Origin of the sequence: Clostridium sp. AM34-11AC, from assembly GCF_003435375.1 — a bacterium.
Classification (GTDB): Bacteria; Bacillota; Clostridia; order Lachnospirales; family Lachnospiraceae; genus Pilosibacter; species Pilosibacter fragilis.
Window position 1 is genome coordinate 89,152 of sequence record NZ_QWGL01000006.1, and the last position, 23,349, is coordinate 112,500.

The following is a 23,349-nucleotide window of genomic DNA, read 5'->3' on the forward strand; positions in this document are numbered from 1 at the left end:
GCTCCGGGCGTCACATGTGTTTCATCTTATTTTACAAGAGATCCCATATAGTAGAATCCCTTTGCCTCGTCTAAGGAGACATCAACGATCTTTCCGATCAGAGATGCGTCTCCAGCGAAATGTACGACTGTGTTGTTGGAAAGTCTTCCTGTCACAAAGCCTGCCTCGTGAGTATCGATCTCCTCCACAAGGACTTTTTGTACTGTTCCCTCGTGGCGCTTTACGACCTCAGCCGCGATGTCCTGGACCTCCTTAAGCAGGCGGTCGAAACGGTTCTTTACCACGTCCTCCGGAACCTGGTTTGGCATAGCAGCCGCCGGTGTTCCGGTACGTTTGGAGTAGATGAAGGTGAAAGCACTGTCGTAACGCACTTTTCTCACCACATCCATGGTCTCCTCGAAGTCCTCCTCTGTCTCTCCCGGGAATCCCACGATGATATCGGTGGTCAGGGAAATATCCGGCATCGCCGCACGGAGCTTCTCCACCAGGGCGAGGTACTGTTCCTTCGAGTATTTGCGGTTCATTCTCTTCAAGATCTCGCTGCTGCCGGACTGAAGCGGCAGATGTAAATGGCTGCAGATCTTTTTGGAGTTCTTCATGGTCCCGATGAGCTCATCGGAGAGATCCTTCGGGTGGGAGGTCATGAAACGGATCCGCTCAAGACCTTCGATCTTTTCCACTCTTCTCAGGAGTTCCGCAAATGTGATCGGATTTTCCAGATTCTTTCCGTAGGAGTTGACGTTCTGTCCCAGAAGCATGACTTCCACGACACCGTCAGCCACCAGTCCCTCGATCTCCTTAATAATATCTTCCGGCTCCCTGCTTCTCTCGCGTCCGCGCACATACGGCACGATGCAGTAGCTGCAGAAGTTATTGCAGCCGAACATGATGTTGACACCAGATTTGAACGGATACTTTCTCTCGATCGGGAGTTCCTCCACGATCTCGTTTGTTCCTTCCCATACATCGACCACCATCTTCTTCTCCATGAAGCGCTCGTAGAGCAGCTCCGCAAGCTTGAAGATATTGTGGGTTCCGAAGATCAGATCCACATGGCGGTAGCTCTTCTTGATCTTTGCGACTACCTCCGGCTCCTGCATCATGCAGCCGCAGAGGGCGATCATCATATCCGGGTTCTTTCTCTTTACACCGCTTAAATATCCAAGGCGGCCATAAACCTTTAAGTTCGCGTTCTCACGAACGGTGCATGTATTGTAGAGGACGAAATCTGAATTCTCATCGGTTCCCTCCTCATAACCGGCTTCCTTTAAGATTCCAAGGAGTTTTTCGGAGTCTCTGGCATTCATCTGGCACCCGAAGGTGTTGATAAAACAGGTGAGCGGACGGCCTTTTTTCGCGCTCTCCGCCTCCACGAGCTTCTTCACCTGTTCCATAAAGTACTGCTGTCTCGCAGGTTCCTCTGTCGGGGCACCTGCGATAATATTTTTATCTGTCATTCTGATATTTCTCCAACTATTTTTATAAACCTTTATGTTCAGCCGTTCTCTTTTTGGCATAAACGTCCCTGGCTGAACTGTCCCGAATGATTATACCCAAGATTCCCCGAAAATGCAACCTTGTTGTTTTGTAGCTATTCAGTACCTTCATAGTTACGTGCAAAAATCCATTCCAGATCAGCTTCGCTGATGGGATTTTTGCCTTCCAGCCTATGTTTTCTTACGGTCAGCGCAGCAAGTGCGCAGACCTACTGAACAGTTACGTTGTTTTTTACTTCTCCGCCCATGACCAACGTCAGCGGAAATCCGCCGGAATGCTTTACAGCCTGTATTTCTATTTGCGGATCTGTCCATCCCCGTAAATAATATACTTCGTGGATGTCAGCGCCAGAAGTCCCATCGGTCCTCTCGCATGGAGCTTCTGGGTGCTGATACCGATCTCAGCGCCGAAGCCGAACTCAAATCCGTCAGTAAATCTCGTGGAGGCATTGACATAAACTGCCGCCGCATCCACCTCATTTAAGAATTTCTGGGCGTTCTCGTAGTCCTTTGTCACGATGGCCTCGGAATGCCCCGTATTGTACCGGTTGATATGGGCGATAGCCTCATCCACGGAGTCCACGATCTTGCAGGAAAGAATATAATCCAGGTACTCTTTTCCCCAGTCTTCCTCTGTGGCCGCCGTAAATTCCGGCACGATGGAGCGGGCACCCTCGTCAGCGCGTATCTCCACGTTTTTCTCATCGAGACGCTTTTTCATCAGCGGCAGGAATTCCTTTGCGATCTTTCTATGTACCAAGGTGGATTCGCAGGCGTTGCAGACACCGATCCTCTGGGTCTTCGCATTAAAGATGATATCTAACGCCATATCGAAATCCGCGCTCTCATCCACATAGATATGACAGTTTCCGGTACCCGTCTCGATCACCGGAACCGTGCTGTTCTCCACAACGGTACGGATCAGACCTGCCCCGCCTCTCGGGATCAGGACATCGAGATATCCGTTCATCCGCATGAACTCTCTCGCGGTCTCATGGCTTGTGTCCTCAATCAGGGAGATGGCATCCTCCGGGATTCCTTCCTTCTTTAAACCATTCCTGATCGCTGTGACGATGGCTTTGTTGGATTCCAGCGCGTCGCTGCCGCCGCGAAGGATCACAGCATTTCCCGTCTTAAAGCAGAGCGCAAAAGCATCTGCCGTAACGTTCGGTCTCGCCTCGTAGATGATTCCGATAACACCGAAGGGCACCCGTTTCTGCCCGATCAGGAGTCCGTTCGGGCGCCTCTTCATGGAGATCACCTCTCCCACCGGATCCTCGAGACCTACGACCTGGCGCATGCCCTCCACGATTCCCTCGATCCGCTTGTGGTTCAGCTCCAGGCGGTCCACAAGTCCCGGAGCCATTCCTCTTTCTTTCGCTTTTGCGACATCCGCCGCGTTGGCTTTTAAGATCTCATCCTCTTCATCCAAGATCTCCTGGGCCGCAGCCAGAAGTCCCGCGTTCTTTAAGTCTGTCCCCATTTTTCCGAGGATATAGGAAGTTTCTTTTGCTTTCTGTCCGATTTCTATTAACATGACTGTTTCCTCCCTGATTTATGAGCCTGATCATGCAATGTATCATACGGTATTTTCGGTCCAAAAAATATCAGTCTGTATATTGTTACTTAATGCTGCACCGGATCACCCGTTTTTCTGTCACGATCATATCCACGCTCTTGTCATACGGCTCCGCCGGGAGCTCATGAAGGATCTGGAACTCGTATGCCAGGGCAATGGTCTTATGACCGGGATGCGTCTCCAGATACCGGTCATAATATCCGCCGCCTTTTCCAAGGCGGACGCCGTTTTCCGTAAATCCCATGCCTGGCACCAGGATCGGTGCTGTCGGAAAAATATACCTGGATTTCTGATGAAATTCCTGGTCCATCTTTTCCGAAGCTATTTCCGAATGGTACTCCTCTGCGCTCCGGCATCCGTTCTTAGGCTCCATAATGTGAAACGCGCCCTCAGTGAGATCATCCTCTGAGTCAGTCACGAAAAACTCCATCGTCTCACCCATGACTCTTGGAAGGCAGACAATGCATTTTTTCTTCCAAAGCTCTTTTAAGATCTCCGCAGTCCCAGTCTCCCAGTTTAAAGACGCATATCCGTAAACTGCCCCGGCATCAGTGACCGCGGGAAGAGTCAGGACCCGCTCCGCGATCTGGCGGTCCAGGATCTCTTTTTCTTCTTCCGGCAGTAACCTTAACTGGCCTCGTATTTCTTTTCTAAGATCAGCTTTCTGTTTTTCCAACATTTCCGTATTTCTTTCCAAGATCTGTCACGGAGCCATCCTTCTCAACGATGGAGATATTGTTTAAATGGCCTCTGAGGCTCGCCTTGATATCGGCAACATACTGTTTTCTCAAAGCTGCCTGTTCCTCTTTTTCCGCGTCCGTAAGTCCTACGGCCTGGGATTTATGGTAAAGCTCATTGATTCTGTCGATCTGTTCCTGTTTCATATTTGTTTCTCTTGTCCTCTCAGTTTCTTTTCAGAGCCCATATTACGCGTGAATGCTCTGGATATAATCCAACAGCGCAAATTCACTGCTCTTATTCGCTTTAAAGAGCGTTCCGATCTCCTCGCCCTTTAAGATCCGCCACATAACTTCCAGATCGTCCGCGTTGGCGATCACCATGTCGGCTCCGCTCTCCGTCGCGATCTTTGCCGCATGGAGCTTCGTCGCCATTCCACCGGTTCCCACGTCACTTCCTGTGGTTCCCTTACCCATAGCCATAAATTCATCGGTAAGATCATCCACCTGGCTGATGAACTTCGCGTCCGGGTTTTTCTTCGGATCGTCGGTGTAGAGGCCGTCGATATCGGAGAGAAGGAATAGCAGGTCGCCTTCCACGAGGGCTGCAACGATGGCAGACAGTCTGTCGTTATCACCGAATTTAATTTCATATGTAGATACGGTATCGTTCTCATTTACGATCGGCACCGTTCCGAGCTTTAAAAGTTCATTGAACGTGTTCTTCGCGTTCGTGCGGGAGGTATCATCCAGGATCGTCGCCTTTGTGATCAGGATCTGTGCCGCAGTCTGGTTGTACTCGGAGAAAAGCTTCTGGTACACCATCATGAGACGTGCCTGGCCCACAGCTGCGTATGCCTGTTTCTCGGCAACCGTCTCCGGTTTCTTTCCGCCGAGAGTCTGGCGTCCTGTGGCGATGGCACCGGAGGAAACAAGGATCACTTCTTTTCCCATGCCTCTCATGTCACTGATGATGCGGACAAGCTTCTCGATCTTTGCAAGGTTCAGATCGCCTGTCTCCGCGTGTGTCAGTGAAGAAGATCCGATCTTGATCACGATTCTCTTTTTATCTTTTAATAATTCTCTCTCTGTCATATGAAAAGTCTCCTTTCAGCGGAATCCTCAGTGCTATTTAACGCACTGCTGACTGTTTACGTTTGACTACTCAGCCGCCGCATATCGCTTTATGATCTCTTCCGCAACCTTCAAGCCGTCCATGGCCGCCGATGTGATCCCCCCGGCGTACCCGGCTCCCTCGCCGCATGGATAAAGCCCTTTCAAACTGCTCTGAAGGCTCTCATCGCGGCAGATCCTGAGCGGTGATGACGTACGGCTCTCAATTCCCGCAAGGACAGCGTCGGCACGGTCAAACCCTTTGATCCGTCTTCCAAACTGTTCCATTCCTTCCAGAAACGCTCCGTTTAAGGTCTCTGGCATCAGCTCCCGCAAGTTTGCGAAGGAGAAACCTCCGCAAAATACAGGATCTACGTCTCCCAGGGCCACCGTCGGTCGGTTCGCGGCGAAATCGCCGTAGAGCTGGATCGGGATCTTTCCTCCGCCGAGGGCGAACGCACGCTCTTCCAGGCTTCTCTGGAACGCGATGCCGCCCAAAGGTCCTGCTTCCGGGAAATCCGCCGGGGTGATGGCCACGATCAGGGCACTGTTCGCGATACCGCTGTCTCTCTTAAAATTGCTCATTCCATTGACAGCGAGATGTCCCTTTTCTGAGGACGCGTTCACCACCATTCCGCCCGGGCACATGCAGAATGAATACACACCGCGGCCACTGGTGGTCTTTGCCGTCACTTTATAGGGCGCCGCTCCGAGCTTTCCGGCGTCCTCCATTCCATACTGGTTCTTATTGATCTGCGCCTGGGGGTGCTGGATCCGGAGTCCCACCGCGAACGGCTTCGGTTCCATAAAGACCTTCATCCGATCAAGCTCCGCGAACAGGTCTCTCGCACTGTGTCCTACGGACAGGATCACATGATCGGTCTCAATCACAGCGCCATCTGCAGTCATCACGCCGGTGACTCTTCCATTCTCTTCCAGAATTTTCGTGACTTCCGTCCGGAAATGCACCTCTCCGCCGCCGGCGATGATCCGGTTTCTTATATTTTTAACCACACCCCGCAGCACATCTGTTCCGATATGTGGGGCATGGTCGTAAAGGATCGAAGGATCGGCTCCCATCTCCACAAACGTGGAGAGAACTTTCCCGTTTCTTCCCGAGGGATCCTTTACCAGTGTATTTAACTTTCCGTCGGAGAATGTTCCGGCTCCGCCCTCTCCGAACTGAACGTTGGATCGGATATCCAGGGCCTCATCCCCGTTCTTCCAGAAATCTTCTACTCTTTTCGTCCTCTCCTCCACGGCATCTCCCTGCTCCAAAAGGATCGGAGCGCAGCCGTTCTCGGAGAGTGCCAGGGCCGCGAACATTCCGGCAGGACCGGCGCCGATGATCACCGGGCGCTTTTTCATTTCCGCAGTTCCGTGCTCCGGGTACGCATATGGACGGGAGCCTTCGGCCCGGATGTTCTGGTTCGCCGCCTTTTTTATGACAGTACCTTCTCTTTTACTGTTCGCGAGCATCACATCTACAATATAGCTGAATAACAGCTGCGGCTTCTTTCTCGCGTCGATGGATCTATGGACGATCCTGATCTCCCCGATCGCCGATTCATCGACTTTTAGAAGCTTTGCCGCCTTTTTCTTTATGGCCTCTTCCCCGTGGTCCACGGGAAGTGTGAGCTGATTGATCCGGATCATATGTATGTTTTTTCCTTTCCTGTTTTCCCTGGGTCCTGTTTCCCTCCGCACCGGAAAACGTCATCGTTTTTCCTGCTGCACGGCTGTTTCTTAAATACCCGGGAACGATTCCTGCTGCCACATGGCATCCGGCTGCGTACCCGGAGGACCATGCCCACTGTAAATTATATCCGCCGCAGATTCCATCTACATCCAGGAGCTCCCCGACTATATAAAGGCCGGGAACACGTTTCGACTGCATGGTCTCCGCTTCTATCTCTGCCGTGTCGACACCACCGGTGCAGATCTGGGCCTGTTCAAAGGGATTTGTCTCCTTCACCGGGATCTTAAATTCCCGGATCGTGGCACCCAGACGTTCCAGCTCCTCCGATGTCAGAAGACCCGCTTTTTTGTCCGTCTGGATCTTCGCCGCCTTCAAAAGCACCGACGCTAATTTCTTATTAAGAATACCGCTTAAAAAGTCCTCCGCCGTTTCCCCGGAAAGGACTTCCCGCTGTTCTCTCAAGAGATACCGGACCTTCGTCTCATCAAGATCCGGCAGAAAGTTTAAAGATGCCAGAACTTTCTTTTTCTGGTCCAGCAGTTTTGCGGCGTACCGGCTCACCTGAAATACCGGAATGCCGGAGATTCCGTAGTCTGTAATCTGCAGTTCCCCGCGGTCCTTTGCTGCCGTCTTTCCATCCGCCGTCTGGATGCTCACAAGGGCATCCACCCGGACACCGGACGCTTTTGGGAGAAGATCTCCCTCACAGCGGAGCTGTACGAGCGCCGGGAGAGGCTTTATGATCCGGTGTCCGAACTGCTTCGCCAGCTCATAGCCGCTGCCGTCGGATCCGGTAGCCTTTGCTGCCTTCGATCCACAGGCGAGGATCAGGAAATCCCCTGTGAAGGTTCCCAGATTCGTTGTGACCTCAAAGTGTTCTTTTTTTCTTCCCGCCTTTTCCACTTCGCACCCGGTGACGATCTTAACGCCGGCTCTTTTCGCACCCCTTAAAAGTGCATCCAGAACCGTCTGCGCCTGACCGGACATAGGGTAGACATATCCGCCGCGGTCCATGGTCAGGACTCCGAGATTCCGAAAGAACGCGACTGCTGCCTTCGGCGGGAAATTTCGGATCGCAGTCCCCCAAAAGCCCTTTTCATCGCTCCGGTAGAAGGACGGATCCATATAGAGGTTCGTCAGGTTGCATTTTCCGTTTCCTGTGGACAGGATCTTCTTTCCCGGACGGGCCGTGTGCTCGATTACTGTAACAGCCGCGCCCTGCTCTGCCGCCGTGATCGCAGCCATAAGTCCCGATGCGCCGCCGCCGATAATGATTCCTTTCCGTCCTCTAAAGTTCTCCGTCATTCTTTTTCTCCCTGTCTCCGGTTTTTCCTGTGATCTGAGACCGATTTCCAGACTTTAAGTCTTCTACCCCAGTATCAAACAATTTCGTAACTGTTCAGTACCCTCACAGTTACGTGCAAAATCCATCCCAGCTCGGCTTCGCCGATAGGATTTTTGCTTTCCGCCGCCAAGTTTTCTCACGGTCAGCGCAGCAAATGCGCAGACCTGCCAGGCAATTACACAATTTTTATACTAGTATATCGACCTGACGCAAAAATTTCAAGTAGTAACTGTCCCGCATCTTACCCATTTCAGGCAAAAAGTACCTCAAATTGACTTTCCGGGCGGAATTTTAACTGCTGTAAGACTCTAGGTAACTGAAAATTTCAGCCATTGTCGGAAACCAGATCCCCGTCATCAGCCGCTCCTGCTCCTCCGCCGGGAATTCCGCCAGGGGCATATGGGTGAAGAGGTCTGTGGTCTCCTGTCCTTTATCATAAACGATGAGATAACCTTCCTCCGCCACAAGGAAATACCGTTCCTCATCCTCCGCCACGGTCTGATTTTCAACCTGCTCCATATTCAAGACCACATGGATCTCCTCTTTTGTCTCCTTCGCAAATACCGGTTCCTCCACAGATTCCTGCATCTGTACCTCTTCCGCCCTCTGGGCTTCCTCCCCGACCGTCATGAGAAACAATGTGATCAAGCTCGCGGATGTCAGTAAGAAAAAGAAAAGAAAGCAGGATACATACTTTTTCATAGGAATATTCCTCCTTTGAAAGTATTATCTGCTTTCTTTTCTATTTTTAAACACATAAAAACCAAATTTTTGTCCATGCACTGACAGTCAGCTGTCCCGGTTTATTTCTGTACTTTCCGCCTCTACATCAGATGCAGTTTTCTGAACACTCTCAGGAGCTTCGTTCCGCCCGGCATCGTCTTTAACTCTGCCGCGGACAATGCCCCAAGCTTAATAAGCAGCACGCCATAAACAACTACTGCGATCATCATCGCAAACAACGTAGAAATCGCGTTGCTCTTCACCGCGAGATGCGCGAGCTGGTAGGAACCGAAGGTGAAGATTCCCATCACCGCGGAGGCGATCACCGGAATGATCACCGTTTTCTTCATCTCCTGCCGGTAGCCGAGAAGCTTCCGGATTGATCTCGCGTTCATCAAGACCATGAAGAGCGCGAACAGGATATTCGAGAATACCATGCTGTAGATTCCCATGTGGAATCCGAGAGCCATGATCTCCAGGGCGATCAGGTGAAGCACCAGGGAGATCACCGCGTGGAAGATCGGAAGGCGCATTTTATCGATGCCCTGAAGGATCGCGTTTGTGACCGTGGACACGGAGTAGAATACCACCGCAAGGGAACCGTAAATCGTCATCCGGATCGCCAGGGAATTATCCCCGGAGAACAAAAGGTTGTTTACCGGTCCCGCAAGCACCGTGAGTCCCACCGTAGACGGGATCGCAACGATACAGGAGAACCGGATCGCGGATGCCACGCGCTCTCTCACAAGTTTCTTATCTCCCATAGCCACCGCCCTTGATACGGACGGGATCAGAGAGGAAGAAAGGGCATTTGAGATCGCCATCGGCACGTTGATCAGCAGATGGTATTTTCCTGTATACACACCCCAAATGGAGGCAAACTCATCCCCCTGTCCGAGAGTCTTAAAATTGTACGCGAGGATCCCGTTGTCCAGCACACTGTTTAAGTTGTAGATCGCGGAGCTCAAGATGACCGGGACTACCGTGAAGAACAGGACTCTTGTGATGTCCCCATAGCTCTCCAGAACCTCCGTCTGGTCTCTTCTGATCCGGCGCTTTCTCATCTTCGCGCAGGCTGCAAATAAAAACAGCAGAAAGATCAATGCGGTAAATGCGCCCGCACCTGTACCGATGGTACCGCCTGCAGCGCCCCAGGCGTTGGAATATCCGTCTCCCGTCTGATTCTTTAACACTTCTGTCTTTAACGCCTCGTTAAAGAGGAAGCTTCCCGCCGCAACGCTGACGATGGCGTTTACGATCTGCTCAAAGACCTGGGAAAAGGCGGTGGGCACCATAGTGCCCTGTCCCTGGAAATATCCGCGGAACACGCCGAGATAGGCCATGATCCATACCGTCGGGGCTAATGTCCTTAGCGCGAATGCCGCATAGGGCATAAAAAATACGTCTTTCGCGAAGAAATCAGCACCGAACCAGATCACCGCAGCCGCAAAGGCACCCACGATGGTGGCATAACAGAGCGCCGCGCGTAAGATTCTCGCTGCGTTCCGGTACTGCTTTCCCGCAAGTCTCGCGGAAACCATTTTCGACACAGCGAGCGGCAGGCTGTAGGATGAGAGAAGCAGTGCAATATTGTATACATTAAATGCTGTTCCGTAATATCCCATTCCTTCATCGCCGATGATGTTGATCATCGGAATACGGTAAGCGATTCCGATGATCCTCACGACGATGGATGCCACTGCAAGGATACTTCCCTGGACGACGAAATTGGATTCCTTCCTCTTTTTCTGTCTGTTACTTTCCATAAATCTCAGCTTTACTGTACCTGTCCGCCCCTACAATGCAGATCCAGGTCTTTCCTTTGTTAAGCATAACTTCCTTTCCTTCAGAGTCATAGTAGCGGGTCGGTCCGAAGTCCCCGTCCTTCTTCCAGGACACAGGAACGCACTTTCCGCCTGTAAACACATAACCCGCACCGCCCTTGTGAACGTTGATATTGAGGTAATCGGTGCTGGCGTAATGTCCCCACTCCACGTACTGGAAGATCACGTTCCTGACAGCGATCTGGCCGCCGTCTCCGTTGTGCTTTCCGCCGTACTGGAACCGGTAATATTTTCCGTCTCCCTCATTGTACTCAAACCACGGATTATTCATCGTGTAGGACGGGTAGAACTTGTACGCGTCCTTCGCGTCGGATTCCGCCGGGACATACGCATTCTTCGAGAACTGGAAATGTCCCGTGTAGGTATCGCTGTAGGAAGTGCGGTAGCCCAGCTGGCCGATGGTCTTATTTAATTTCGCGCCGCTTGTATAGGCATTATGCGGCGCCTTCTTGTCCTTTGTGCGGTAGAACGCGTTTCCGCCTGTGCCATCGACACCGTTGATGTTGTCCACACTTTTCAGATACGGAACTGCGAAGGTGCTCTGTCCGTAGTGGGCATAGATCGCATCGTACTCTCTTGCGAAATATGTATAATAGGTACGGCAGCTTCTGACGGAACCGATCCGCTCGATATCATCATAGTCCTCGAAGATCGCCATGTAGCGGTTCATATCGCCCTCCACCGGCGCCTCGTAGACAACATCTGCCCGGTTGATGCCGTACTGGGGCAGAGATGCTTTATCATTGCTCATCATGACCGCAACAGGGCGTCTGTTAGCTTTCGCCACATCCACCATCTCACCGGTCAGGTAACTCTGGATCTTTCCGTCGACCTCTTTGCGCTCTTCCGGGCCTTCCGGCTCCGTCTCCGCCTCCGTCGTCGGTTCTGTCTCAAGAACGATGGTCTTCGTCTCTTCCGGCATCACTGTAGGCGCCTCCGTTGTCACAGCTGCTTCTTCAGCCTTCTTTCCGCACCCGGAAAGAGCTGCCGCAGCCATCATGATTCCAATACCAATAATAAATGCTCTGCCCCGTCTTCTCATCTCCTGTAACCCCTCCGTTCCAGAATTTCTCTCTGCATGTCCTCCATCTGGATCCGCTCATCATCCTCCATATGGTCGTAGCCGGATAAATGAAGCATGCTGTGCGCAACTAAGAATGCCAGCTCTCTCGTCTGGGAGTGGCCGTACTTCTCTGCCTGCTCTTTCACCTTGTCCACGGAAATTACGATATCCCCCATAAGTAACTCCCCTGTGTCAGGGTCAAAGTATTCCTCCGGTGTTTCTTCAAGATGGGAAAAGTCACCCGGTGTCTCAAAATCGCACATCGGGAACGACAGAACGTCTGTCGGGTTGTCGATCCCGCGCATATCAAGATTGATCTGGTGAATCCCGGCATTATCCGTAAGGAGGACATTCACCTCCGCGTCATACGGGCATTCTACATAATCCAGGGATTCCTCGATCACGTTTTTAATGATCTCTTCGTACGGAAGATCCAGTTTTTCCTCCGCTTCGTACTCCACTGTCACTGTCATCTCTGTTCCCGTCCTTCCCGGCCGCTTTTTCCATGTTCCGTGTAAGATCTTCTCTCCGGTTTCTCACGGCCTTCATATTCATCATATGCCTTTACGATCTTCTGGACAAGCGGATGTCTTACCACGTCCTCGTTGGAGAACCGGCAGATTCCGATATCGTCGATATTCTTCAGTACCTTAAGCGCCACGTCGAGGCCGGATACCTGGCCTGCAGGCAGATCCTTCTGGGACTGGTCGCCGGTGATGATGACCTTGGAACCGAAACCGATCCTTGTAAGGAACATCTTCATCTGTGCCTGGGTCGTATTCTGGGCCTCATCCAGGATAATAAAGGCGTTATCTAAGGTACGTCCGCGCATGTAGGCGAGAGGCGCCACCTCGATCAGGCCTTTCTCTGAATTGTGAAGATAGCTGTCCGCGCCCATGATCTGGTAGAGGGCGTCGTAAAGTGGGCGCAGGTACGGATCGATCTTGCTCTGAAGGTCGCCCGGAAGGAAGCCTAATTTCTCTCCCGCCTCGATGGCCGGACGTGTCAGGATGATCCTGCCCACCTCTCCATTCTTAAAGGCCTGGATTGCCATGGACATGCCAAGATACGTTTTTCCGGTTCCCGCAGGTCCCACGCCGAACACGATCATCTTTTTCCGGATCAGATCGATATACTGCTTCTGTCCAAGAGTCTTCGGTTTTACCGGTTTTCCATTTATGGTGTGACAGATGATATCGCGGTCCAGGGAAAGCATTTCCGTGTCCTTATCCTCAAAGGAAAGAGCCAGGGCGTAATCCACATTCTGCTCCCCGATCTCTTCGCCCCGCTTCGAGAGTTCCAGAAGCGTTGAAAATACGCTCTTCGCGCGCTTTACCGCATGATCTGGTCCGATGACCTTGATCTCCCCGTCCCGCGCCACCATGGATACGTGAAGCGTCCGCTCGATTTTTTTCAGATAACTGTCAAACTGTCCGCAGACCTTCCGCTCATGTTCTGCCGGAATGTCTATGATTGTCTCAATGATGCTCATCTACTGTCTGAATCTCCTCCTGATCTTCCGGCATGGGGGATTCTTTCGCGATGTCCTCCACCACCGTCAGTGTTCCATGAATCTTCCAGTGTGATTCACTTCTCTCTATTTTAACATCACTACCAAGGATTTGTATACCTTTTTCGGTGAGATTTTGCATATATTCGTTCAAATACCGGTCAGCAGAATCCGAAACTTCTGATTTTGTGAGGACTTTTTCGTAGGGAATATATTCCCTGGCAGCAAGGATCCCGCCGTAGACCGGAAGGTAAAAATTTTTCGAAAATCTGAGCTGGGATTCTTCCATGAAAAGTTCCCAGCTGCTTTCTTTTTTTAGGTCCGGCATCAGGAAACAGAATTCCGTATCCAGGAATTTAAAGAACACGCCCTTGCGTTTCTTTCCTGTTCCCGCGCGGATCTCCTCCACAACCGGGATCTTCCATGTAACCGTTCTCGTTGTTTCTGCGTAGACTTCCGCATCCGCATGGACTAAGTTTGTCTTCACAAGTGTCTCGGAATCATCGTAGATCGGAAGCTTCCCCGAGACCAGGACATCCCCGGTTTTCACCTCGTCCCCGGCTTTCACCCTGACAATCCCGTTCCGGACGATGATCTTTGTCACGGTGCCATCTGATCCTGCTGTGAGCTCACAGGGCGCATCTGATCCGGTCTCCGCCTTCAGGATCCCGTCATTTTCCCGCACATGGACTGTAAGCCTTGTGCCGGTCAGTTCTGCGGATACCCAGCCGATCTCCGGGAACGCGTTCCGGATCTGTTTTTCCAGATCCCCACAGGAAATCTCTTTTTTTCTCATCCCACACTGCACCGGAATCGTGTCCATGAAATGCAGCAGCATCTCATCCGTAAAACGATGATTTCCATCAAAGGAAATGTCCCACACATAAAAAGATGAAAGATAGATCAGCAGAAAAAAGGCTGCCAGACCTCCGGCCCAGAGACTTCTGCGGCGGCCCAGGATCAGCCAGAATGGAAAACCGTGCTTTTCCGTGATCCGCAGACGGACATCTGTTTTCCGGGCGATCGGCTTCAGACGTTTAAAGTTTCTCGGTGATATCTCGAAGCAGACAGTTTTCCCCTGTTTCTTGTCCTCTTTTTCCAATTCTTTCTTTTCAACATGGTTATCATATCGATCATGCCGATTGCCGTCATATTCCGCAGCAGGGATCTCTTTTGTCTCGATTTTTTCGATCACGATCCCTCTCTGCGCCGCGATATTAAAAAAGCGCTCCATCCCTCTCCCATCGATCCGGACTTTCACGCTTCCCTCCCACAATTTTTCAAATCTATTCAAACCGGATCACCTCCAGGCGGCCGGATATTTTCATCTCATCTTTATCGTAATAGCAGATCTTTAACTTTTTCCCGGAGACAGAAAGAATATAGTGCCTGCACTGGATCCGGATCTCTGAATCCGTGTATACAAGAATGCTCCTGTAATTTTCAATATGTACCGCCCGTGTCCCGATGAGCGTCAAAAGCGTCTCCCCGCCCAATGCGTCCGCAAACACCCCGGCGGAGTCCGTCCGGGTAACATCATCGTTTTTCTGCCCTCTCATGTCTTACTCCGCCGAATTATGCCTTGCAAAATCTTATGCGCCATGTCTTTCCATTATTCTTTCCTGCCTTCTGTCAACCGGCATCCTTTCGCCATATACAGGAAATTCCTCAAAATTTTCTATTACAAAAGCCGCCCCTCTCCCCGGCATAAAACCGGAGAGCAGACGCGGCTTAAAAATTCACAATTTTTAATTTGTTTTCTTCTTTAACTGTCCGCGGATCGCACCAAACAGTGTGAACGCGATCAGGGCAAGAAAGAACCAGCAGATCGGGGTGTTGAAGAATACGACCGGGTTACCACTGGACTTTAACAGTGCGGTACGGAAGTTCTTCTCAGCCATCGGTCCTAAGATCAGGCCGAGGATCGCCGGGCTTGTCGGGATCTTCACTTTACCCATAAGCCAGCCGATCACGCCTGCAATTAACATCGTTCCTACATCGTAGAAGTTGCTTCTCATCGCGTAGCTTCCTACGACGCAGAGGATGAAAATGACCGGTGTAAGGATCGTCTTCGGAACGCTTAATACCTTTGTGAAAAGGCGGATGCAGGAGAATCCGAGGAGTACCATGATGGTGTTTGCCACAAACATTCCAAGGAAGATCGTGTAAACGAGGACCTTGTTTGTCTTAAAGAGCATCGGTCCCGGGGTAAGACCCTGGATCGTCAACGCACCGATCATGATGGCTGCTACGGCATCACCCGGAACACCGAGTGTCAGCATCGGGATCATGGCACCACCGGTTACACCGTTGTTACCACCCTCAGAAGCAGCTACTGCCTCCGGGCTTCCTTTACCGAACTGTTCCGGATGTTTGGACATGCCGCGGGCAGTGTTGTATCCAACGAAGGATCCGATATCGGCACCGGCACCAGGGATGATACCGATCATGGTTCCGATGAGGCCCGTAACCGGAGCAACACGAAGGATCGTCTTCACATCCTCCTTTGTCGGAAGAAGTCTTGTTACGCTCGCATCGATCTCATCCGTGCTGTAGATATCCTCAATGGTCTCGAAAGCCTGGCTCATCGCGAACAGACCGATCATAACCGGAATGTACTGGATACCGGAGAGAAGGTTTGCGTTGTCTGTGAAACGGATGTAGCTTGTTACGCTGTCGATACCGACAGTAGCTGTTAAGATTCCTAAGAATCCGCAGATCAAGCCCTTTGCCATGTTCTCGCCGGAGATGTTGGCAATGATACAGAGTCCGAATACCGCGAGTAAGAAGAACTCAGCAGAGCTGAACTTTAATGCAAGCTTCGCAAGCTGCGGGCTGATGAGCCATAAGCAGAGAACGCTGACAACACCGCCCACATAACTGGAAAGTGTTGCGATACCGAGTGCACGTCCTGCCTCACCGCGCTTGGAGAACTGATATCCATCAATAGCGGTTGCAGCAGAGGCCGGTGTACCCGGTGTATGTAAAAGGATCGCGGAAATAGATCCGCCATAGATTGCTCCCACGTAAATTCCAAGTAACATGAGGATACCTGCTGTGGCATCCATACCGAATGTAAGCGGCAGAAGAAGGGCTACACCCATAGTTGCGGTAAGTCCCGGCAGTGCTCCGATACAGATTCCGGCTGCTACACCTGCGATCATGTAGAACAGTACCATGGGGCTGAACGCGCTCTGAAATACTTCTAAAAAGAAACTCATTCTGCTACCCCTTTCTTTAAATGCTGAACATACCGAAGTCGATCGGCACATTCAGGAAGTTCTTGAAAATAAAGTAAATTGCCAGGACCACGATCACGGAGATCAGTGCGTTTTTCCAGAAAGCGCCTTTATGAAACCACTGGCAGAACGCGAACAGCATGATCACTGACGGAATGATAAATCCAAGTGTAGATAATACCAGCATGTATACAAGCAGGATCGCCATGGAAATGTATACACGTTTTGTACCCGGTGTCCACATCGGAAGCTCCGGGAACTGGTCTTTCTTCATCATCAAGGTAACGACGATAAGGCCTACGGAGCAGATCAGAAGAAGGGCTGCGATGATCCCCGGCCAGAGTCCCGGACCCGGAACGCCTGTACCGTAAGCTTCTGCTCTCGGGTAGCCAAGACAGGTAACGATCACATAAACAGCTAAAGCTGCGCAGATCAGACCTGCGATAATATTTCCTTTTCTCATATTGAAACTCCATTCTAAAACAACTGTCTCGCAGAGGTCTCCCTGGGGAAAGCCCTCACAGACAAAACCGGGGAGTGGGTTTCCCACTCCCCGGTGAGCCGGTTTACATTACTGTACTTTCAGACCAAGATCTGTAACCAGAGCTGTGTATGTCTCAAGGTCAGATTTGATACGCTCCTCGAATGTAGCGCCGTCAAGAACGTCGATCACGTTGTTGGACTTGTTCATGAAGTCAACGAACGCGTCAGACTGTGCTGCCTGAGAGAAGATCTCATAGAGCTGGTCAACAACCTCATCCGGAGTATCCTTCGGAACACCAAGACCTCTCCATGTACCAAGAACTACATTGTAACCAGCTTCCTGGCATGTCGGAACGTCCGGAATGGAATCAAGACGTTTGTCGTTCATAACTGCAAGAACCTTTAAGTCGCCGGACTCAACGTAGTTAGCAACCTCAGCGTAGGAAACTGCTACTGCGTCGATGTGCTCACCAAGAAGGTCTGTGATCGCACCTGCTGCTCCATCGTAAGCAACGTGTTTGAACTGAGCGCCTGTCTCTTTTGCAAGACCTGCTGCTGCAAGGTGCCAGATCGCGCCGTTACCGGAGTTACCCATGGAAACCTCGTTCTCTTTTGCGTAGTTGATGAAGTCTTCGATCGTGTTGAAACGATCATCCTTCGCGTTTACTGTGATAGCTGCGCATGCGCTGTTTACCATCATGATCGGTTTAAACATGGAATATGTAAGACCAGCGTTTGTTCCCATAGCCTCAAGAGTTGCAAGCTCTACTGTGATCATGGTAACGGTTGTGCCATCAGCCTTAGCGTTTGCGCCAGCAAGCATACCGGTTGCTCCGCCGCCGCCGGAACGGTTCTCTACGGAGATGTTTTTGAAGGAACCCTTCGCTGCGTCTGCTAAAGCACGCATAACTGTATCGGTACCGCCGCCTGCATCGTAAGGAACGATACATGTAACTGTTTTATCCTTCCATGCGGATGTGTCAACGCCAGAAGCTGCTGCCTCTGTAGCTGCTCCCTCAGCTGCTGCAGTTGTCTCTGTTTTTGCTGCCTCTGTAGCTGCTGCAGTTGTCTCTGTTTTGCTGGAGCTGCTTCCGCAAGCTGTCAGGGAGAGAGCCATAGCTGCTGCCATTGCGAGCGATACTACTCTTTTTCTCATAAAACCTACTCCTTTTCTCTTTCCTAATACTTTCTTAACGATTTTTTAGGTTTCTTTATGAAATTTTCACACGACATATTGTAGACGTTTGTGAACAACTTGTCAATGGTTTTATGGAAAGTCTTCACAAAAGATACTTTTGATTTCCTATGGTTTTTCATAATTTTTGTAGGTTTTTACCAAAAAAGACACCCTGACCGTTGGAAATTAATTTAAAACCCGGTCAGGGTGCCCTGAATTTTTATGTATTTTTTCTTAACAGCTATTCCGCTTTTTTCTTTAACTGTCCGCGGATCGCGCCAAAGAGGGTGAATGCGATCAGGGCCAGAAAGAACCAGCAGATCGGGGTATTGAAGAATACACCCACATTCCCGCTGGACTTTAAGAGCGCGGTGCGGAAGTTCTTCTCAGCCATCGGGCCTAAGATCAGGCCGAGAATCGCCGGGCTTGTCGGGATCTTTACTTTACCCATGAGCCAGCCGATCACGCCTGCAATCAACATCGTTCCTACATCGTAGAAGTTGCTCCTCATCGCATAGCTTCCCACGACGCAGAGGATAAAGATGACCGGTGTGAGGATCGTCTTCGGAACGCTAAGTACCTTTGTGAAAAGGCGGATACAGGAGAATCCGAGGAGCACCATGATGGTGTTTGCCACGAACATTCCAAGAAAGATCGTGTAAACGAGAACCTTGTTGGTCTTAAAGAGCATCGGTCCCGGGGTAAGACCCTGGATCGTTAACGCGCCGATCATGATAGCTGCTACAGCATCACCCGGAACACCGAGTGTCAGCATCGGAATCATGGCACCACCGGTTACACCGTTGTTGCCGCCCTCAGAAGCAGCTACGGCCTCCGGGCTTCCTTTTCCGAACAGTTCCGGATGTTTGGACATGCCGCGGGCGGTGTTGTATCCAACGAAGGATCCGATATCGGCACCTGCACCGGGGATGATACCGATGATGGTTCCGATGAGACCGGTAACCGGAGCGACCCGGAACATGGTCTTCATATCTTCTTTTGTCGGGAGAAGTCTTGTCACCGTCGCATCGATCTCGTCGGTGCTGTAGATATCCTCGATGGTCTCGAAGGCCTGGCTCATCGCGAAGAGGCCGATCATGACCGGAATGTACTGGATACCGGAGAGAAGGTTCGCGTTGTCTGTAAAACGAATGTAGCTTGTTACGCTGTCGATACCAACGGTAGCTGTTAAGATTCCTAAGAATCCGCAGATCAGGCCCTTTGCCATGTTCTCACCGGAGATGTTGGCGATGATACAAAGGCCGAATACCGCAAGTAAAAAGAACTCAGCCGAGCTGAACTTTAACGCAAGCTTCGCGAGCTGCGGGCTGATGAGCCACAGGCAGAGACAGCTCACAACACCGCCGATATAGCTGGAAAGTGTGGCGATACCGAGCGCACGCCCCGCCTCACCGCGTTTGGAGAACTGATATCCGTCAATAGCTGTGGCCGCGGATGCCGGTGTACCAGGCGTATGAAGGAGGATCGCAGAGATAGATCCACCGTAGATCGCGCCGACATAAATCCCAAGCAACATTAAGATACCGGATGTAGCATCCATACCAAAGGTAAGCGGAAGAAGAAGTGCTACACCCATTGTTGCGGTCAGTCCCGGAAGTGCTCCGATGCAGATACCCGCCGCAACCCCCGCGAACATGTAGAATAAGACCATCGGGCTGAACGCTGACTGTACAACTTCAAGAAAGAAACTCATATCTCAGCCCTCCTATATGCTGAACATACCGAAATCGATCGGCACGTTCAGGAAATTTTTGAATACATAGTAGATCACAAGGATCACCGCGATGGAGATCACCGCATTTTTCCAGACGGCCCCTCTGTGGAACCACTGGCAGAACGCAAACAGCATGATCACAGACGGGATGATGAATCCAACCGTGGACAACACCAACATGTAAACCAGCAGGATCGCCATGGAAATGTACACACGCTTTGTTCCCGGTGTCCACATCGGAAGCTCCGGGAGATCTTCTTTTTTCATCATCAGGGTTCCGGCGATCAGACCGACCGAGCAGATGAGGAGAAGCGCCGCGATGATGCCCGGCCAGAGTCCCGGACCCGGAACACCTGTACCGTAAGCTTCCGCCCTCGGATAACTGAGACATGTCACGATGACATAGAGGGCAACTGCCGCACAGACAATGCCCGCAATAATATTTCCTTTTCTCATAGCTGAGACCTCGATTCTTCATAATATCGTTTTCTGCCGGGCACCCGGAAATTGCTTCCTCCGGCATAGCCTCCAGATGGGAACCACGGCTGATACCGCGGTCCCCTTTTGATATTTACTGAATCTTTAATCCGAGATCAGTTACAAGAGTCTTATAAGTTTCAAGGTCAGCAATGATTCTGTCCTCAAAACTCGGTCCATCCATGATATCGATCACATTGTTGGACTTGTTCATGAAATCAACGAACGCGTCTGACTGTGCCGCGTCAGAGAAGATATGATAGAGCTGATCTACCACTTCATCCGGTGTGCCTGCCGGAACGCCGAGACCTCTCCAGGTACCGAGAACTACATTGTAACCGGCTTCTTTACATGTCGGAACATCCGGGATCGTGTCAAGACGCTTATCATTCATAACTGCAAGAACCTTTAAATCGCCGGATTCAACATAGTTTGCAACCTCTGCGTAGGAAACCGCTACCGCATCGATATGCTCACCGAGAAGGTCTGTGATCGCACCTGCTGCTCCGTCGTAAGCGACATGTTTGAACTTCGCCCCTGTCTCTTTTGCAAGGCCAGCTGCCGCAAGATGCCAGATCGCGCCGTTACCGGAATTGCCCATGGAGACCTCGTTCTCCTTCGCGTAGTTGATGAAATCCTCGATGGTGTTGAAACGGTCGTCCTTCGCGTTTACCGTGATGGCAGAGCATGCGCTGTTTACCATCATGATCGGCTTAAACATGGAATATGTAAGTCCTGCGTTTGTCCCCATTGCCTCAAGTGTCGCGAGCTCTACCGTGATCATGGTAACGGTAGTTCCGTCTGCCGTGGCATTGGCACCCGCGAGCATACCTGTCGCTCCGCCGCCGCCGGAACGGTTTTCAACGGAAATATTCTTGAAGGAGCCCTTTGCGGCGTCTGCTAAGGCACGCATAACTGTATCGGTACCGCCGCCTGCATCGTAAGGAACGATACATGTAACCGTCTTATTCTTCCAGTCGGATACATCCACGCCGGAACCGTCAGCCTCTTTGCTCTCTGTATTTGCATTTTCAGCAGCTTTCGTCTCCTCGACAGCTGCCGTTGTCTCTGTTGTGGTAGAATTACCGCTGCATGCGGTGAGGGATGCCGCCATTGCTGCGGCGAGGGCCAAGCTTAATACTCGTTTTTTCATAACAAGTCTCTCCTTTTTAGATATTTTCTTCTGAATCTCTTCCCATTGTTTTCAGAAAGTTTAGAGATTCTTTATACATATCTATTTTAGGAAAACCAGCCCTTGCCGTCAAGCTGTCAGGCGCTTAGAACGTGTTAAGTTGTGTGATAGATCAATAAAATTGATGTGAATTCTATCTGAGTTTTCGTAATTTTACTTATTTTTTTCTGTCAGAGATACAATATGCAGGGCTCCTTTGGCAGATGTAGGAACGGAGTCCTTCGGGATGAATTCCGTCACATGCCTGAAGAAATTCTCCTTAGCGAAGAGGTCCATGAGAGCTTCTCTCAGGGGATTCTTCCCGTAGATCACAACCGTTGTATCAGCATCGCATTTTAACGCGCTACTGTTCTTTACGGCCTCCATATCGTTCTGTAAGACAGCGCCGAGAACATAGCTTGCGATCTTCGTCTTATCCGGCTCCGCGAAGGTATTTAAGATCCTTGCAGAGAAACATGCGCGGCCGATTCCCGTCTTCCTGGCAGTCTCGTATCCCGCGAGAACATACTCTTTCGCATAAGTCTCCTCAGAAGCGAAGGAATGTCCAACCGCATCCGCGATCAGGGTATCGTTTGTGATAACGGAGAGGAGCTCTCCCGTGATCGTTGTGAGGCAGCCAGTGATCTTTCCGTCGCGGTCCACGGAGACAAACTTCGTGTGGGAACCAGGAAGAACGAGAAGATACGGTTGTCCCTTTGGAAGGCTCTCGATCACAGCAACGGTCTCAACCTCCTCGCCGCGCATCATATCCATCGACTCGAAGGTCGTAAGATCCAGCTTTCCGTCGCGGTTTTTCACTCCCGGGATAAAGAGGATCGGGAGCGGGCATACATCCTCGATAAGAACACTCTTTGCCGCCTTCGCAAGGTCCTCTGCAGATACCGGGGCAACCACGTGAGGGATCTCTGTGAGTCCCACGTTGGAGGTGATCATTCCGGACGCAGCGACCTGCTTTACATCGTCATATGTAATATCAGCCTGCTTTAAGACATCCTCAAGACAGCCCTTGATTGCTGCCTTTAAGCGGTTATTATTACCGTCGATAGCGGTGATGCGGACACCGATCTCGGATTTTGCGGATGCCACTGCCTCATATTTCTCATTAAACAGGTACACACGGGTATTCGTTGTTCCTGTGTCGATCGTGATCGTATAGTTTTTCATTTTATGACTGCTCTCCTGTTGTTTTAGTTCTCTGCTGCTTTTACATAAACCTCAGCCAAGGCCTTCAACTCATCGTATCTGCCCTCTTCGATCATCTTCTTGTTTGTAAGGCTGGAACCGATTCCAAGACCGATAAAGCCAGCTTTTAAGAAGTCTGGAAGGTTCTTGTCATCCACACCGCCAACTGCGATCATCGGAACGTTGTTGATTGGTGCCATGACAGCCTTACAGTAAGAAAGACCAAGATTTCCTGCCGGGAAAAGTTTTACAACAGATGCGCCGCAACGGTAAGCGTCAGCGATTTCAGACGGAGTCATAGCGCCCGGAATTGACTCAAGACCGCATGCTACAGTCTCTTTAATTACAGTCTCGTCCACATTCGGAGCAAGTGCGAAGGATGCGCCTGCCTCTTTCGCCGCACGAACTTCCTCCACAGACATCACGGTTCCGGCTCCGATCACCATCTTGTCCCCCAGCGCCTCGCGGACCGCGCGGATAGCATTCGGAGTATCAATGAGCTTTGTCTCGGATTTCTGGTTAAAAGTGATCTCTAAAAGGCGGATCCCACCATCATATAATGCCTTTGCAACATCAACGATCTTTTCAGACGGTACACCTCTTAAGATCGCAATAATTTTATGTTCCCTGATCAGACTTTCAATTTTCTTTTCCATATTTGTTTGTCTCCTTCCTCTGATGCACTTGATGCTTGTCTGCACGCATATCCATTTTCATATACTGCTGACAATGCTTCCCGCAGACTGCCGCCTTTTTTGCAGCTATATCCGCCTCTCTTTCCATAGTATAGTACGTCTCTTTTTATCCCGCAACCG

The 23,349-nt window shown here is 50.9% G+C and carries 22 protein-coding genes; all 22 read right to left on the reverse strand.

Annotated features, from left to right (window positions below; genetic code table 11):
* Window positions 1-26: 26 nt before the first annotated feature.
* Window positions 27-1,457 carry a tRNA (N6-isopentenyl adenosine(37)-C2)-methylthiotransferase MiaB gene (gene miaB, locus DW826_RS06140; RefSeq protein WP_117552308.1) on the reverse strand — a complete coding sequence of 477 codons (1,431 nt, stop codon included), beginning with the start codon at window positions 1,455-1,457 and terminating at the stop codon, window positions 27-29.
* A 334-nt stretch (window positions 1,458-1,791) separates the two neighbouring features.
* On the reverse strand, window positions 1,792-3,033 hold the full coding sequence (locus DW826_RS06145) for a glutamate-5-semialdehyde dehydrogenase (RefSeq protein WP_021904356.1): 1,242 nt from the start codon (window positions 3,031-3,033) through the stop codon (window positions 1,792-1,794).
* Window positions 3,034-3,118: 85 nt separating this feature from the next.
* A complete protein-coding gene (locus tag DW826_RS06150) occupies window positions 3,119-3,754 on the reverse strand; it encodes a 5-formyltetrahydrofolate cyclo-ligase (protein WP_117483168.1) in 636 nt (211 codons plus the stop codon).
* Complete coding sequence (locus DW826_RS06155; RefSeq protein ID WP_015554317.1) at window positions 3,732-3,959, reverse strand: DUF896 domain-containing protein; 228 nt, start codon at window positions 3,957-3,959, stop codon at window positions 3,732-3,734. The genes DW826_RS06150 and DW826_RS06155 overlap by 23 nt, the downstream gene beginning before the upstream one ends.
* A gap of 42 nt (window positions 3,960-4,001) precedes the next feature.
* Window positions 4,002-4,847: a glutamate 5-kinase gene (proB, locus tag DW826_RS06160; RefSeq protein ID WP_015554316.1), complete on the reverse strand. Its 846-nt coding sequence runs from the start codon at window positions 4,845-4,847 to the stop codon at window positions 4,002-4,004.
* 66 nt (window positions 4,848-4,913) lie between these two features.
* Window positions 4,914-6,521 carry an FAD-dependent oxidoreductase gene (locus DW826_RS06165; protein WP_117483169.1) on the reverse strand — a complete coding sequence of 536 codons (1,608 nt, stop codon included), beginning with the start codon at window positions 6,519-6,521 and terminating at the stop codon, window positions 4,914-4,916.
* Complete coding sequence (locus tag DW826_RS06170; RefSeq protein WP_117483170.1) at window positions 6,433-7,869, reverse strand: NAD(P)/FAD-dependent oxidoreductase; 1,437 nt, start codon at window positions 7,867-7,869, stop codon at window positions 6,433-6,435. Before DW826_RS06170 ends, DW826_RS06165 begins: the two co-directional genes overlap by 89 nt.
* Before the next feature lie 331 nt (window positions 7,870-8,200).
* Window positions 8,201-8,611, reverse strand: a complete 411-nt coding sequence (locus tag DW826_RS06175) for a hypothetical protein (RefSeq protein ID WP_015554313.1) — start codon at window positions 8,609-8,611, stop codon at window positions 8,201-8,203.
* Between the two features lie 122 nt (window positions 8,612-8,733).
* A complete protein-coding gene (locus DW826_RS06180; protein WP_117483171.1) occupies window positions 8,734-10,398 on the reverse strand; it encodes a polysaccharide biosynthesis protein in 1,665 nt (554 codons plus the stop codon).
* Window positions 10,388-11,518 carry a DUF3048 domain-containing protein gene (locus tag DW826_RS06185; protein WP_117483172.1) on the reverse strand — a complete coding sequence of 377 codons (1,131 nt, stop codon included), beginning with the start codon at window positions 11,516-11,518 and terminating at the stop codon, window positions 10,388-10,390. The genes DW826_RS06180 and DW826_RS06185 overlap by 11 nt, the downstream gene beginning before the upstream one ends.
* Window positions 11,515-12,012 (reverse strand): rRNA maturation RNase YbeY, encoded by a 498-nt coding sequence (gene ybeY / locus DW826_RS06190; protein WP_015554310.1) that lies wholly within the window; start codon window positions 12,010-12,012, stop codon window positions 11,515-11,517. Before ybeY ends, DW826_RS06185 begins: the two co-directional genes overlap by 4 nt.
* Window positions 12,009-13,031, reverse strand: coding sequence for a PhoH family protein (locus tag DW826_RS06195; RefSeq protein WP_117483173.1), 1,023 nt, complete (start codon window positions 13,029-13,031; stop codon window positions 12,009-12,011). Before DW826_RS06195 ends, ybeY begins: the two co-directional genes overlap by 4 nt.
* A complete protein-coding gene (locus DW826_RS06200; protein WP_117483174.1) occupies window positions 13,018-14,343 on the reverse strand; it encodes a sporulation protein YqfD in 1,326 nt (441 codons plus the stop codon). The genes DW826_RS06195 and DW826_RS06200 overlap by 14 nt, the downstream gene beginning before the upstream one ends.
* A complete protein-coding gene (locus DW826_RS06205; RefSeq protein ID WP_117483175.1) occupies window positions 14,336-14,608 on the reverse strand; it encodes a YabP/YqfC family sporulation protein in 273 nt (90 codons plus the stop codon). The genes DW826_RS06200 and DW826_RS06205 overlap by 8 nt, the downstream gene beginning before the upstream one ends.
* Window positions 14,609-14,797: 189 nt before the next feature.
* Window positions 14,798-16,270: a tripartite tricarboxylate transporter permease gene (locus DW826_RS06210; protein ID WP_015554307.1), complete on the reverse strand. Its 1,473-nt coding sequence runs from the start codon at window positions 16,268-16,270 to the stop codon at window positions 14,798-14,800.
* 16 nt (window positions 16,271-16,286) lie between these two features.
* The gene (locus DW826_RS06215; RefSeq protein WP_015554306.1) at window positions 16,287-16,751 is read right to left on the reverse strand and encodes a tripartite tricarboxylate transporter TctB family protein; all 465 of its coding nucleotides are present in this window, start codon (window positions 16,749-16,751) and stop codon (window positions 16,287-16,289) included.
* A 108-nt stretch (window positions 16,752-16,859) separates the two neighbouring features.
* Window positions 16,860-17,927, reverse strand: a complete 1,068-nt coding sequence (locus DW826_RS06220; protein ID WP_015554305.1) for a tripartite tricarboxylate transporter substrate binding protein — start codon at window positions 17,925-17,927, stop codon at window positions 16,860-16,862.
* 262 nt (window positions 17,928-18,189) lie between these two features.
* A complete protein-coding gene (locus tag DW826_RS06225; protein ID WP_117483176.1) occupies window positions 18,190-19,662 on the reverse strand; it encodes a tripartite tricarboxylate transporter permease in 1,473 nt (490 codons plus the stop codon).
* 12 nt (window positions 19,663-19,674) lie between these two features.
* Entirely contained in the window at window positions 19,675-20,139 is a 465-nt protein-coding gene (locus tag DW826_RS06230) for a tripartite tricarboxylate transporter TctB family protein (protein WP_015554303.1), read from the reverse strand.
* A 115-nt stretch (window positions 20,140-20,254) separates the two neighbouring features.
* On the reverse strand, window positions 20,255-21,313 hold the full coding sequence (locus DW826_RS06235; RefSeq protein WP_015554302.1) for a tripartite tricarboxylate transporter substrate binding protein: 1,059 nt from the start codon (window positions 21,311-21,313) through the stop codon (window positions 20,255-20,257).
* Between the two features lie 192 nt (window positions 21,314-21,505).
* Window positions 21,506-22,516, reverse strand: a complete 1,011-nt coding sequence (locus tag DW826_RS06240; protein WP_117552309.1) for a 2-dehydro-3-deoxygalactonokinase — start codon at window positions 22,514-22,516, stop codon at window positions 21,506-21,508.
* Window positions 22,517-22,539: 23 nt separating this feature from the next.
* A complete protein-coding gene (locus DW826_RS06245) occupies window positions 22,540-23,190 on the reverse strand; it encodes a bifunctional 4-hydroxy-2-oxoglutarate aldolase/2-dehydro-3-deoxy-phosphogluconate aldolase (RefSeq protein ID WP_117552310.1) in 651 nt (216 codons plus the stop codon).
* Window positions 23,191-23,349 lie beyond the last annotated feature (159 nt).

Excerpts from the sequence above, each read along its gene's own strand:
- miaB (WP_117552308.1), bottom strand. The coding sequence starts at position 1,457 with ATGACAGATAAAAATATTATCGCAGGTGCCCCGACAGAGGAACCTGCG.
- DW826_RS06145 (WP_021904356.1), bottom strand. The coding sequence starts at position 3,033 with ATGTTAATAGAAATCGGACAGAAAGCAAAAGAAACTTCCTATATCCTC.
- DW826_RS06150 (WP_117483168.1), bottom strand. The coding sequence starts at position 3,754 with ATGTTGGAAAAACAGAAAGCTGATCTTAGAAAAGAAATACGAGGCCAG.
- DW826_RS06155 (WP_015554317.1), bottom strand. The coding sequence starts at position 3,959 with ATGAAACAGGAACAGATCGACAGAATCAATGAGCTTTACCATAAATCC.
- proB (WP_015554316.1), bottom strand. The coding sequence starts at position 4,847 with ATGACAGAGAGAGAATTATTAAAAGATAAAAAGAGAATCGTGATCAAG.
- DW826_RS06165 (WP_117483169.1), bottom strand. The coding sequence starts at position 6,521 with ATGATCCGGATCAATCAGCTCACACTTCCCGTGGACCACGGGGAAGAG.
- DW826_RS06170 (WP_117483170.1), bottom strand. The coding sequence starts at position 7,869 with ATGACGGAGAACTTTAGAGGACGGAAAGGAATCATTATCGGCGGCGGC.
- DW826_RS06175 (WP_015554313.1), bottom strand. The coding sequence starts at position 8,611 with ATGAAAAAGTATGTATCCTGCTTTCTTTTCTTTTTCTTACTGACATCC.
- DW826_RS06180 (WP_117483171.1), bottom strand. The coding sequence starts at position 10,398 with ATGGAAAGTAACAGACAGAAAAAGAGGAAGGAATCCAATTTCGTCGTC.
- DW826_RS06185 (WP_117483172.1), bottom strand. The coding sequence starts at position 11,518 with ATGAGAAGACGGGGCAGAGCATTTATTATTGGTATTGGAATCATGATG.
- ybeY (WP_015554310.1), bottom strand. The coding sequence starts at position 12,012 with ATGACAGTGACAGTGGAGTACGAAGCGGAGGAAAAACTGGATCTTCCG.
- DW826_RS06195 (WP_117483173.1), bottom strand. The coding sequence starts at position 13,031 with ATGAGCATCATTGAGACAATCATAGACATTCCGGCAGAACATGAGCGG.
- DW826_RS06205 (WP_117483175.1), bottom strand. The coding sequence starts at position 14,608 with ATGAGAGGGCAGAAAAACGATGATGTTACCCGGACGGACTCCGCCGGG.
- DW826_RS06210 (WP_015554307.1), bottom strand. The coding sequence starts at position 16,270 with ATGAGTTTCTTTTTAGAAGTATTTCAGAGCGCGTTCAGCCCCATGGTA.
- DW826_RS06215 (WP_015554306.1), bottom strand. The coding sequence starts at position 16,751 with ATGAGAAAAGGAAATATTATCGCAGGTCTGATCTGCGCAGCTTTAGCT.
- DW826_RS06220 (WP_015554305.1), bottom strand. The coding sequence starts at position 17,927 with ATGAGAAAAAGAGTAGTATCGCTCGCAATGGCAGCAGCTATGGCTCTC.
- DW826_RS06225 (WP_117483176.1), bottom strand. The coding sequence starts at position 19,662 with ATGAGTTTCTTTCTTGAAGTTGTACAGTCAGCGTTCAGCCCGATGGTC.
- DW826_RS06230 (WP_015554303.1), bottom strand. The coding sequence starts at position 20,139 with ATGAGAAAAGGAAATATTATTGCGGGCATTGTCTGTGCGGCAGTTGCC.
- DW826_RS06235 (WP_015554302.1), bottom strand. The coding sequence starts at position 21,313 with ATGAAAAAACGAGTATTAAGCTTGGCCCTCGCCGCAGCAATGGCGGCA.
- DW826_RS06240 (WP_117552309.1), bottom strand. The coding sequence starts at position 22,516 with ATGAAAAACTATACGATCACGATCGACACAGGAACAACGAATACCCGT.
- DW826_RS06245 (WP_117552310.1), bottom strand. The coding sequence starts at position 23,190 with ATGGAAAAGAAAATTGAAAGTCTGATCAGGGAACATAAAATTATTGCG.